Origin of the sequence: Pseudomonas fluorescens (assembly GCF_001902145.1) — a bacterium.
Classification (GTDB): Bacteria; Pseudomonadota; Gammaproteobacteria; order Pseudomonadales; family Pseudomonadaceae; genus Aquipseudomonas; species Aquipseudomonas fluorescens_BV.
In genome coordinates, this window is sequence record NZ_MRST01000019.1 from 239,703 (window position 1) to 251,521 (window position 11,819).

Sequence of the window (11,819 nt, forward strand, 5' to 3'; positions counted from 1 at the left end):
AAATCCAACAGGATGCTCAGGCCGCCGCCACCTTCACCGGTACGCCGTTGAGCGCCGCATTACCCGACAACTCGTCCAATTGCCGCTCGTCGGTCAAGTCATTGGCACTCGCCCCCGGCTGGCTGCTCGCGATGCTCATCTGCACGCCCGGACGACCGTGGCCCCAGCCGTGAGGCAGGCTGACCACACCCGGCATCATGTCCGCGCTGGCTACCACTTCCACTTCGATCATGCCGATGCGCGAACTCACTCGCACCCGTTGCCCATCGCTCAGCTGCCGACTGGTTAGGTCGTCGGGGTGCATCAACAGTTGATGGCGTGGCTTGCCCTTCACCAGCCGGTGATAGTTATGCATCCAGGAATTATTGCTGCGCACATGCCGTCGGCCAATCAGCAACAGTTCGTCGGCCAGCGGCATCGGCTGGGCGGCGAAACGCGCCAGGTCTGCGAGGATCACCGTCGGTGCCGCTTGCACCTTGCCATCCGCGGTTTTCAAACGTGCCGCGAGGTTGGGCTTGAGCGGTCCGAGGTCCACGCCATGGGGATGATCCGCCAGCATCGCCACCGATAGCTTATGACTGGATGCGTCACCATAGGCACCCGCACGCAGCCCGAAGTCGACCATCTGCGCGGGTGGCAGGGTGGGCTTGAGCACCGCGCCAGTGTGCGCCGCAAACGCCTTGGCCAAGCCGACAAAGATCTCCCAGTCATGCAGCGCACCTTCCGGCTTGGGCAGGATCGCGCGATTGAAGCGCGTGACATTGCGCACCGCGAACAGATTGAAGGTAGTGTCGTAGTGATCGTTTTCCAGCGCTGAGGTGGACGGCAGGATCAGGTCGGCATAACGCGTGGTCTCGTTGATGTACAGGTCGACGCTGACCATGAATTCCAACCCGTCCAGTGCTTGCTCCAATTGGCGACCGTTAGGCGTGGACAGTACCGGGTTGCCGGCCACCGTCACCAGGGCGCGGATCTGCCCTTCACCCTCGGTCAGCATTTCTTCGGCCAGGGCTGACACCGGCAGTTCTCCACCGTACTCCGGGCGCCCGGACACGCGGCTCTGCCAGCGGTTGAAATGGCCGCCGCTGGTAGAGGCCACCAGGTCCACCGCCGGGCTGGTGCAGAGCGCGCCGCCGACACGGTCCAGATTGCCGGTCACCAGGTTGATCAGTTGCACCAGCCAATGGCACAGCGTGCCAAACGCTTGGGTCGAGACGCCCATGCGGCCATAACAAACGGCCTTGTCAGCGCCGGCGAAGTCCCTGGCCAACTGGCGAATTTGCTCGGCAGGCACCGCACACTGGCGGCTCATGGCCTCGGCATCGAAGCCGGCAATCGCCTTGCGTACATCATCCAGGCCTTGCACCGGCAAATGGCTGTCGCGTGTCAGCCCTTCGGAGAACAACGTGTTGAGCACCCCAAACAACAACGCCGCATCGCCGCCGGGGCGTACGAACAAGTGCTGGTCGGCGATGGCTGCCGTCTCGCTGCGCCGAGGGTCGACCACCACCACTTTTCCGCCCCGCGCCTGGATGGCCTTGAGGCGTTTCTCAACATCGGGAACGGTCATGATGCTGCCATTGGAGGCCAATGGGTTGCCACCGAGGATCAACATGAAGTCGGTCTGGTCGATGTCGGGTATGGGCAACAACAGGCCGTGGCCGTACATCAGGTGACTGGTGAGGTGATGAGGCAGTTGGTCTACCGAGGTCGCGGAAAAACGATTGCGCGTCTTCAACAGCCCTAGAAAGTAGTTGCTGTGGGTCATCAACCCATAGTTATGCACGCTTGGGTTGCCCTGATACACCGCCACCGCATTCCGGCCATGCCGCGCCTGGATACCCGCGAGCCGCTCGGCCACCAGGGCAAAGGCTTCATCCCAGGCAATCGGCTGCCATTCGCTGCCCACCCGCCGCATGGGTTGGTGCAGGCGGTCCGGGTCATTCTGGATGTCCTGCAGGGCCACGGCCTTGGGGCAGATGTGGCCGCGACTGAAACTGTCCAGAGGGTCGCCCTTGATCGAGGTGATCGCCAGGCTACCGTCTTCGGCTTGGGTGGTTTCCAGGGTGAGGCCGCAAATGGCTTCGCACAGGTGGCAGGCACGGTGGTGGAGAGTCTTGGTCATGGCCAGTCTCTTTTATAGGGGCTTTGGCTCAACTATGGGCCGCGCACCCTTGAGGCGCCAGCAACCTTCGCGTTGTGAATCGACGGGCATAGGCCAGGGCATGGCTAAGCATGAGCAAATGTTTCAGAAACCTTGCCAGCAGGCGCTGAAACCGACGCGACCTGGCCCAAGCCCGCCCCCGCGCATTGCAAAAGGCCTGGACGCCAGTGTACAAATGGCTCGCTGCTGTCAGGAAATCGTCTTCAAACGCGCGCCAGCGCCCTGCTTGAACACCCCTAAAGCCGTAGCCCTATTGGTAAAACGCGACATTTAATGTCAATATCGCGTCTTCCCCTATTTCGTCGCCCCGTGCGGCTTTCGCCGCAGGTCTCGCCCGTTGTCGCAATAAACAAGGCTTTGAGTATCTGCGGTCTGTTGCAAAAGGTAGTTAATGATGAGCGCAAGGCACTTTCTCTCCCTGATGGATTGCACGCCCGATGAGCTGGTCAGCGTGATCCGTCGAGGCATTGAGCTTAAAGACCTGCGTAACCGCGGTGTACTGTTTGAGCCGTTGAAAAACCGGGTGCTCGGGATGATTTTCGAAAAGTCCTCGACCCGCACACGCCTGTCGTTCGAAGCCGGCATGATCCAGCTGGGTGGCCAGGCCATCTTCCTCTCCCCGCGCGACACCCAATTGGGCCGTGGCGAGCCGATCAGCGATTGCGCCATCGTGATGTCGCGCATGCTCGATGCCGTGATGATCCGTACCTTCGCCCACAGCACCTTGACCGAATTTGCCGCCAACTCCCGTGTGCCCGTGATCAACGGCCTGTCCGATGACCTGCACCCCTGCCAGTTGCTGGCCGACATGCAAACCTTCCTCGAACACCGTGGCTCGATCCAAGGCAAGACCGTGGCCTGGATCGGCGATGGCAACAACATGTGCAACAGCTATATAGAAGCGGCGATCCAGTTCGACTTCCACCTGCGTATCGCCTGCCCTGAAGGCTACGAGCCCAGCGCCGAGTTCATGGCCAAGGCCGATGGCCGTGTGCAACTGCTGCGCGATCCAAAGGACGCAGTGGCCGGCGCGCACCTGGTCAGCACCGACGTCTGGACCTCCATGGGCCAGGAAGACGAAACCGCCAAGCGCCTGGCTCGGTTCGCGCCGTTCCAGGTGACCCGCGCATTGCTCGACCTGGCCGCGCCAGACGTGCTGTTCATGCACTGCCTGCCCGCCCACCGGGGCGAAGAAATCAGCCAGGACCTGCTCGACGATCCGCGCTCAGTCGCGTGGGATCAGGCCGAGAACCGCCTGCATGCGCAAAAGGCCTTGCTCGAATTCCTCGTACCGCCGTCGTACCACCACGCATGAGCCAGTCATTACTGCTGAACCTGCGCAATCTGGCATGCGGCTATCAAGACCAGCGGGTGGTGCAAAACCTCAACCTGCACCTCAACGCCGGCGATATCGGTTGCCTGCTCGGCTCTTCGGGCTGTGGCAAGACCACTACCCTGCGCGCGATTGCTGGCTTTGAGCCGGTGCATGAAGGCGAAATCAGCCTGGCGGGCGAAGTCATCTCCCGTGCCGGTTTCACCTTGGCACCGGAGAAACGTCGCATCGGCATGGTGTTCCAGGACTACGCATTGTTCCCGCACCTGAGCGTGGCTGACAACATCGCCTTTGGCATTCGCAAGCACCCGCAAAAAGAGCGCGTAGTCGCCGAGTTGCTGGAGCTGGTCAACTTGAAGAACCTGGGCAAGCGCTTTCCCCATGAGCTTTCCGGTGGTCAGCAACAACGCGTCGCTCTCGCCCGGGCCCTGGCGCCGGAGCCGCAACTGCTGTTGCTGGATGAACCTTTTTCCAACCTCGATGGCGAACTGCGCCGCAAGCTCAGCCATGAAGTGCGCGACATCCTCAAGGCTCGCGGCACCAGCGCGATCCTGGTGACCCATGACCAGGAAGAGGCCTTCGCCGTCAGCGATCACGTCGGGGTCTTCAAGGAAGGCCGCCTTGAGCAGTGGGACACGCCCTACAACCTCTATCACGAACCGCAGACGCCTTACGTCGCCAGTTTCATCGGCCAGGGGTATTTCATCCGTGGTCGGCTGAACTCGCCCGAATCGGTCAGCACTGAACTGGGCGACCTGCGCGGCAACCGTGCCTACACCTTGCCGACCGGCGCTGCGGTGGACGTGCTGCTGCGCCCGGACGATATCGTGTATGCGCCGGACAGCGCGTTGAAAGCCCGGATCGTCGGCAAGACTTTCCTCGGCGCCTCAACGCTGTACCGGTTACAGCTGCCGACCGGCGCTCAATTGGAGTCGATTTTCCCCAGCCATGCCGATCACCAAGTGGGCGCAGAGGTGGGGATTCGTGTGGCGGCTGAGCACCTGGTGTTGTTCCAGGCATCCGGCAGCACAGCGGCGCAGATTCCTGCTGTTGAGTCAGGCGTGCGCCGCCACAGCGTCGCTCACTGATAAAACCGGGCCAGCTCCCACAGCTGAGCGCCACGGTGTTCAAAAATGATTATCAGGCCCGGCCGATCGGTGCGAATTTGGCCTGGGTGTGTTCAGCCAACACCGCCGCTGGCAATTCAACTTCCAAACCTCTCCTGCCCGCGCTGACAAAAATCGTTGCAAAGGGTTGCGCCGTTTCATCGATAAATGTGCGCAGCCGCTTCTTCTGCCCCAACGGACTGATGCCGCCCAACAGATAGCCCGTGGAGCGCTGCGCCGCTGCCGGGTCAGCCATTTCGACTTTCTTCACACCCGCAGCGTGAGCCAGGGCTTTCAAGTCCAGACTTCCGACGACCGGCACCACCGCCACCAACAATTCGCCCTTCTCGCTGCTCGCCAACAGCGTCTTGAACACCTGGGTCGGGTCCAGGCTCAATTTTTCCGCGGCCTCCAGCCCATACGAGGCTGCCTTGGGATCATGTTCATAACTATGCACACGATGTTCGGCGCGAACTTTTTTCAACAGGTCCAATGCAGGGGTCATAACGGCTCCGGGCGGGCAAACTGATGGCCAATTCTAGGCCAAGCCTACCTAAAACGCTCTAGCACAGACCTATCACCGCAAAAGCAACGCGCCTTGGCCATGATCATTCACCACACCAATAGTTCGGAAATGACCAATGGTTCACTTTCGACCTTTGACAGCGGTCATTCTTGTCTATATTTTTTCGTTTCCGAATACCGCAGGAATTATCCTCTGGTGCTCCGCAATAAGCCGCGATCCAGGATGGGGATCCTTCTCGCGGTGAATATCGCGCAACTGCCCGTTGAGGCCGTGCGCAAGACAAGAACAACAATTGAGGTTTTCCATGACAACTGCTCTTCAACAGCCTTCACTTTCGAGCCAATGCATGGCCGAATTCCTGGGCACCGCGCTGCTGATCTTTTTCGGTACAGGATGCGTCGCCGCGCTCAAGGTCGCGGGTGCGAGCTTTGGCTTGTGGGAAATCAGTATCATCTGGGGGGTCGGCGTGAGCATGGCGATCTACCTGAGTGCCGGTATTTCCGGGGCTCACCTCAACCCGGCGGTCAGTATCGCCCTGTGCATCTTTGCCGACTTTGAAAAGCGCAAACTGCCCTTCTATATTCTTGCCCAGGTCGCCGGCGCCTTTTGCTCCGCCGCCCTGGTGTACACGCTCTACAGCAATCTGTTTTTCGATTACGAACAAACCCACCACATGGTCCGCGGCTCCCAAGCCAGCCTGGAATTGGCCTCGGTGTTCTCCACCTATCCCCATGCGCTGCTGAGCACGGCCCAGGCATTCCTGGTGGAAATGGTCATCACCGCCATCCTGATGGGCGTGATCATGGCCCTCACCGATGACAACAACGGCCTGCCACGCGGCCCGCTAGCGCCCCTGTTGATCGGCTTGCTGATCGCGGTGATTGGTAGTGCCATGGGCCCGCTGACCGGCTTTGCGATGAACCCTGCACGGGACTTCGGCCCCAAGCTGATGACCTTTTTCGCCGGTTGGGGTGAAATGGCCTTTACTGGCGGTCGCGATATTCCTTATTTCCTGGTGCCGATTTTCGCCCCGATTGTCGGCGCATGCCTGGGTGCTGCGGCCTATCGCGGGCTGATTGCTCGCCACCTGCCGAGCGCCGCACCGGCTATCGCTGAAGAAACACCTGACACGGCTGTCAACGGCAAGACTCGTATTTCCTGAAAGCGCCAGCCTGGTCCCCTGCCCTTCGCGGCCCAGGCTGATTTCTGACTTCCTTATTTCGTCCAAGGCAATTGACATGACCGACCTTCAGAATAAGAACTACATCATTGCCCTTGATCAGGGCACCACCAGTTCCCGGGCGATCATCTTCGATCGTGACGCCAACGTGGTGTGTACCGCCCAGCGTGAATTCGTCCAGCACTACCCGCAGGCTGGCTGGGTTGAACATGACCCGATGGAAATCTTCGCCACCCAGAGCGCGGTGATGGTCGAAGCCCTGGCGCAGGCCGGCCTGCACCATGACCAGGTGGCCGCCATCGGTATCACTAACCAGCGTGAAACCACCGTGGTCTGGGACAAGATCACCGGCCGCCCGATCTATAACGCCATTGTCTGGCAGTGCCGCCGCAGCACCGAGATCTGCCAGCAGCTCAAGCGCGACGGCCATGAGCAATACATCAGCGACACCACCGGCCTGGTCACCGACCCGTACTTCTCCGGCACCAAGCTCAAGTGGATCCTCGACAACGTCGAGGGCAGCCGCGAACGTGCGCGCAATGGCGAACTGCTGTTCGGCACCGTCGACAGCTGGCTGATCTGGAAATTTACCGGCGGCAAGACCCACGTCACCGACTACACCAATGCTTCGCGCACCATGCTCTTCAACATCCACACCCTGGAGTGGGATGCGAAGATGCTGGAGATTCTCGACATTCCGCGGGAAATGCTTCCCGAAGTGAAGTCATCCTCCGAAATCTACGGCCGCACCAAAAGTGGCATCGCTATTGGCGGCATTGCCGGTGACCAGCAAGCGGCCCTGTTCGGCCAGATGTGCGTGGAAGCGGGCCAGGCCAAGAACACCTACGGCACCGGCTGCTTCCTGCTGATGAACACCGGCGACAAGGCGGTGAAATCCAAGCACGGCATGCTCACCACCATCGCCTGCGGCCCGCGCGGCGAGGTGGCCTACGCCCTGGAAGGCGCAGTGTTCAACGGCGGCTCCACCGTGCAATGGCTGCGTGACGAGCTGAAAATCATCAACGACGCCCACGACACCGAATACTTTGCCGGCAAGGTCAAGGACAGCAACGGCGTGTACCTGGTACCCGCCTTTACCGGTCTCGGCGCGCCCTACTGGGACCCGTATGCCCGTGGCGCACTGTTCGGCCTGACCCGTGGCGTACGCGTAGACCACATTATTCGCGCAGCCCTGGAATCGATTGCCTACCAGACCCGCGACGTCCTCGACGCCATGCAACAGGACTCGGGCGAACGCCTCAAGGCCCTGCGCGTGGACGGCGGCGCGGTTGCCAATAACTTCCTGATGCAATTCCAGGCCGACATCCTCGGCACCCAGGTAGAACGCCCGCAAATGCGCGAGACCACCGCCCTCGGCGCGGCCTACCTGGCGGGCCTGGCGTGTGGCTTCTGGGGCAGCCTGGACGAGTTGCGCGGCAAGGCGGTAATCGAGCGCGAGTTCGAGCCACAGCTGGACGAGGCGGCCAAAGAGAAACTCTACGCCGGCTGGCAAAAAGCCGTGAGCCGCACCCGTGACTGGGAGCCGCACGAAGGCGCCGAATAAGCCAAGCGCTGGCTTACGGCAGGTTGTAACTGGCAGGGAGCGGATTCCTGCGTCATCATGGGCCACTTTTGTATGGCAGCCCAAAGGACGCCCCATGAATCTGCCTCCCCGCCAACAACAAATCCTCGAACTGGTCCGCGAACGCGGGTACGTCAGTATCGAGGAAATGGCGCAGCTATTCGTTGTCACCCCGCAAACCATCCGCCGCGATATCAACCAGCTGGCGGACGCCAACTTGTTGCGCCGCTATCACGGCGGCGCAGCCTATGACTCCAGTGTCGAGAACACCGCGTACGCCATGCGTGCCGACCAGATGCGTGACGAGAAGCAACGCATCGGTGAAGCCATCGCCGCGCAGATTCCCGATCACGCCTCGCTGTTCATCAACATCGGCACCACCACCGAATCCATCGCCCGTGCGCTGCTCAATCACAGCCACCTGAAAATCATCACCAACAACCTCAACGTCGCCACCATGCTCAGTGCCAAGGACGACTTCGATGTGTTGCTCACCGGCGGTAATGTGCGCCGTGACGGTGGTGTGGTCGGCCAGGCCAGTGTCGACTTCATCAACCAGTTCAAGGTCGATTTTGCCTTGGTGGGCATCAGCGGTATCGACGAGGACGGCAGCCTGCTGGACTTCGATTACCAGGAAGTGCGGGTTTCCCAGGCAATCATCGCCAATGCGCGACAGGTCATCCTGGCGGCGGACTCCAGTAAATTCGGGCGCAATGCCATGATTCGCCTGGGGCCGATCAGCCTGGTGGACTGCCTGGTGACTGACCAGCAGCCGGTGCCGGCGTTGGTGCAAGTGCTGAATGAGCACAAGGTGCGACTGGAAGTCGTGTAGCGCCTGCTCAGGCGTCATCGCGGGCAAGCCCGGCTCCCACAGTTTGAAATGCGATCAAATGTGGGAGCCGGGCTTGCCCGCGATGACGGCCTCACCAACACCAACACATTCACCTTTGTTCATAATTCTTCCTTTCCCCACCCTTCGATGAGTTTTTTCAATCGAAGTCGGGTGGCTGTGCCCGCAATTATCAGCTACCATTTTCGCAAATGAACATTAATGTTCGAATTCCAAGACGAAAAGATCGCGAGGCCAGCCGATGAACCCTTCCACCTTGCCTGCTCCACCGCTTGCCGAAGTCTATGACGTTGCCGTAATTGGTGGCGGGATCAATGGCGTCGGGATTGCGGCAGACGCAGCCGGTCGCGGTTTGTCGGTATTCCTTTGCGAAAAGGATGACTTGGCCAGCCACACCTCCTCGGCCAGCAGTAAGCTGATCCACGGCGGCCTGCGTTACCTGGAACACTACGAATTCCGCCTGGTGCGCGAAGCCCTGGCCGAACGTGAGGTGCTGCTAGGCAAAGCCCCACACATCGTCAAGCAAATGCGCTTCGTGCTGCCGCACCGCCCGCACCTGCGCCCGGCGTGGATGATTCGCGCTGGCTTGTTCCTGTATGACCACTTGGGCAAGCGCGAAAAACTGGCAGGCTCCAAAAGCCTCAAGTTCGGTGCCGACAGCCCACTGAAAAGTGAAATCACCCGAGGCTTCGAATACTCCGACTGCTGGGTCGATGACGCCCGCCTGGTCGTGCTCAATGCCATGGCGGCCCGCGAGAAAGGCGCGCATATCCATACGCAGACCCGTTGCGTCAGCGCCCATCGCAGCAACGGTCTGTGGGAAATGAACATGGAGCGTGCCGACGGCAGCCTGTTCTCGATCCGCGCCCGCGCCCTGGTGAATGCTGCCGGCCCTTGGGTGGCCAAATTCATCAAGGACGACCTGAAGCTGGATTCGCCCTACGGCATCCGCTTGATCCAGGGCAGCCATCTGATCGTGCCGCGCCTGTACGAAGGCGCCCACGCCCATATCCTGCAGAACGAAGACCAGCGCATCGTCTTCACTATTCCGTACCTGAACCACTTGACCATCATCGGCACCACCGACCGCGAATACACCGGCGACCCGGCTGCAGTGGCGATCACCGAAGGTGAAACCGACTACATGCTCAAGGTGGTCAACGCGCACTTCAAGAAACAGTTGAGTCGTGACGATATCGTCCACACCTACTCCGGCGTGCGCCCGCTGTGCAACGACGAGTCGGACAACCCATCGGCCATCACGCGTGATTACACCCTGGCCTTGTCCGGTAGCACCGGCGAAGCGCCGATCCTGTCGGTATTCGGCGGCAAGCTGACCACCTATCGCAAACTGGCTGAGTCGGCCATGGCCCAACTGGCGCCGTACTTCACCCAGATGCGCCCAAGCTGGACTGCCACGGCCAGCCTGCCCGGCGGCGAACACATGACCACCCCTGAAGCCCTGGCCGACGCCATCCGCGCCAAGTTCGACTGGGTACCGAGCGAGATTGCCCGTCGCTGGTCCACCACCTACGGCAGCCGCACCTGGCGCCTGCTGGAGGGCGTGCAATCGCTCGCCGATCTGGGTGACCACTTGGGTGGCGGCCTCTATACCCGCGAAGTCGACTACCTGTGCGCCGAAGAGTGGGTGACACAACCGCAGGACGTGTTGTGGCGCCGCACCAAGCTGGGCCTGTTCACCACGCCGCAGGAGCAGGAAAACCTGCAACGCTACTTGTCCAGGGTCGAGCAGAACCGCAGCAAGATCGAAGCCGCTTGACCGCTATCCCCACCCTGTAGGAGCGAGCTTGCTCGCGAAAAACCTGAGAGCGCCGCGTTTATTCAGCATAAACGCGGCGTTTTTGCGTTTTTCGCGAGCAAGCTCGCCCCTACAGACCATTCGGTTTTCCGAACGCACCCCTCTGCGCTATTCGGTTTGCCGGACCGAAGACCGAAAACATCGCCGAAACAAAAAGTTAATTTCTATATAAATCATTAAGTTATCCTTTTGTTTTCGGTATGGCACGACTCATGCTCTACACTCTTCAACGATTGCCTGAGGCGCCATAGGAGCCGTCACGGGCAATCGCTGTACAAGAGAGCCGTTCAGCTGGCTTCATAAAAAAAACAAATGTCGAGGAAGTATTGATGCGCATCGTTCCCCATATCCTGGGCGCAGCTATCGCTGCTGCTCTGATCAGCACTCCAGTTTTTGCCGCCGAACTCACCGGCACACTGAAGAAAATCAACGACTCCGGCACCATCACTCTCGCTCACCGCGACAGCTCCATTCCGTTTTCCTACATCGCGGATGGCTCGGGCAAACCCGTGGGCTACTCCCACGACATCCAGTTGGCCGTTGTCGAGCAACTGAAAAAAGACCTGAACAAACCCGACCTCAAAGCCAAGTACAACCTGGTGACCTCGCAAACCCGTATCCCGTTGATCCAGAACGGCACCGCGGATCTGGAGTGCGGCTCCACCACCAACAACACCGAACGCGCCCAGCAAGTTGATTTCACCGTCAACATCTTCGAAATCGGCACCCGCCTGCTGGTCAAGAAAGACAAGGAAGGCAAGCCGTCCTACGCTGACTTTGCCGACCTGAAAGGCAAAAACGTCGTGACCACCGCCGGCACCACGTCCGAGCGCATCATCAAGGCGATGAACGCCGACAAGCAGATGGGCATGAACGTTATCTCCGCCAAAGACCACGGCGAATCCTTCCAGATGCTCGAAAGCGGCCGCGCCGTTGCATTCATGATGGACGACGCCCTGCTGGCCGGTGAAGAAGCCAAGGCCAAGAAGCCCGATGACTGGGTCATTACCGGCACTCCGCAGTCCTTCGAAGCCTATGCATGCATGGTTCGCAAAGGCGACCCGGCCTTCAAGAAAGCCGTGGATGACGCCATTGTCGCCCTGTACAAGTCCGGCGAGATCAACAAGATCTACGCCAAATGGTTCGAAAGCCCGATCCCACCGAAAGGCCTGAACCTGAACTTCCCGATGAGCGACAAGGTCAAGGAGCTGATCGCTAACCCTAGCGACAAACCAGCGCCAGAAGTAAAAATCTGATAC

At 60.2% G+C, this 11,819-nt stretch carries 9 protein-coding genes; 7 read left to right on the top strand and 2 right to left on the bottom strand.

Annotated features, from left to right (window positions below; genetic code table 11):
* Positions 1-16: 16 nt before the first annotated feature.
* Positions 17-2,125, bottom strand: a complete 2,109-nt coding sequence (locus BUE92_RS07190) for a molybdopterin oxidoreductase family protein (RefSeq protein ID WP_073522790.1) — start codon at positions 2,123-2,125, stop codon at positions 17-19.
* Between the two features lie 433 nt (positions 2,126-2,558).
* Here BUE92_RS07190 and argF point away from each other — a divergent pair, with 433 nt between their 5' ends.
* Complete coding sequence (argF, locus tag BUE92_RS07200) at positions 2,559-3,479, top strand: ornithine carbamoyltransferase (protein ID WP_073522792.1); 921 nt, start codon at positions 2,559-2,561, stop codon at positions 3,477-3,479.
* Positions 3,476-4,585, top strand: coding sequence for an ABC transporter ATP-binding protein (locus BUE92_RS07205; RefSeq protein WP_073522793.1), 1,110 nt, complete (start codon positions 3,476-3,478; stop codon positions 4,583-4,585). Before argF ends, BUE92_RS07205 begins: the two co-directional genes overlap by 4 nt.
* 52 nt (positions 4,586-4,637) lie before the next feature.
* On the opposite strand, the gene ybaK is transcribed toward BUE92_RS07205, so the two are convergent.
* Positions 4,638-5,108, bottom strand: coding sequence for a Cys-tRNA(Pro) deacylase (gene ybaK, locus BUE92_RS07210; RefSeq protein WP_073522794.1), 471 nt, complete (start codon positions 5,106-5,108; stop codon positions 4,638-4,640).
* A 325-nt stretch (positions 5,109-5,433) separates the two neighbouring features.
* Here ybaK and BUE92_RS07215 point away from each other — a divergent pair, with 325 nt between their 5' ends.
* The 5 genes from BUE92_RS07215 (at position 5,434) to BUE92_RS07235 (ending at position 11,816) form a co-directional block, all read left to right on the top strand.
* Positions 5,434-6,291, top strand: a complete 858-nt coding sequence (locus BUE92_RS07215) for an MIP/aquaporin family protein (RefSeq protein ID WP_014717136.1) — start codon at positions 5,434-5,436, stop codon at positions 6,289-6,291.
* Between the two features lie 76 nt (positions 6,292-6,367).
* Positions 6,368-7,873: a glycerol kinase GlpK gene (glpK, locus tag BUE92_RS07220; RefSeq protein WP_032893327.1), complete on the top strand. Its 1,506-nt coding sequence runs from the start codon at positions 6,368-6,370 to the stop codon at positions 7,871-7,873.
* Positions 7,874-7,967: 94 nt separating this feature from the next.
* Positions 7,968-8,723, top strand: coding sequence for a DeoR/GlpR family transcriptional regulator (locus BUE92_RS07225; protein WP_003188962.1), 756 nt, complete (start codon positions 7,968-7,970; stop codon positions 8,721-8,723).
* Positions 8,724-8,982: 259 nt separating this feature from the next.
* A complete protein-coding gene (glpD, locus tag BUE92_RS07230; RefSeq protein ID WP_073522795.1) occupies positions 8,983-10,521 on the top strand; it encodes a glycerol-3-phosphate dehydrogenase in 1,539 nt (512 codons plus the stop codon).
* A 368-nt stretch (positions 10,522-10,889) separates the two neighbouring features.
* Positions 10,890-11,816, top strand: coding sequence for a glutamate/aspartate ABC transporter substrate-binding protein (locus BUE92_RS07235; RefSeq protein ID WP_073522797.1), 927 nt, complete (start codon positions 10,890-10,892; stop codon positions 11,814-11,816).
* Positions 11,817-11,819 lie beyond the last annotated feature (3 nt).

Coding starts and splice junctions, on each gene's coding strand:
- BUE92_RS07235 (WP_073522797.1), top strand. CDS start 10,890: ATGCGCATCGTTCCCCATATCCTGGGCGCAGCTATCGCTGCTGCTCTG.
- BUE92_RS07190 (WP_073522790.1), bottom strand. CDS start 2,125: ATGACCAAGACTCTCCACCACCGTGCCTGCCACCTGTGCGAAGCCATT.
- glpD (WP_073522795.1), top strand. CDS start 8,983: ATGAACCCTTCCACCTTGCCTGCTCCACCGCTTGCCGAAGTCTATGAC.
- argF (WP_073522792.1), top strand. CDS start 2,559: ATGAGCGCAAGGCACTTTCTCTCCCTGATGGATTGCACGCCCGATGAG.
- glpK (WP_032893327.1), top strand. CDS start 6,368: ATGACCGACCTTCAGAATAAGAACTACATCATTGCCCTTGATCAGGGC.
- BUE92_RS07205 (WP_073522793.1), top strand. CDS start 3,476: ATGAGCCAGTCATTACTGCTGAACCTGCGCAATCTGGCATGCGGCTAT.
- ybaK (WP_073522794.1), bottom strand. CDS start 5,108: ATGACCCCTGCATTGGACCTGTTGAAAAAAGTTCGCGCCGAACATCGT.
- BUE92_RS07215 (WP_014717136.1), top strand. CDS start 5,434: ATGACAACTGCTCTTCAACAGCCTTCACTTTCGAGCCAATGCATGGCC.
- BUE92_RS07225 (WP_003188962.1), top strand. CDS start 7,968: ATGAATCTGCCTCCCCGCCAACAACAAATCCTCGAACTGGTCCGCGAA.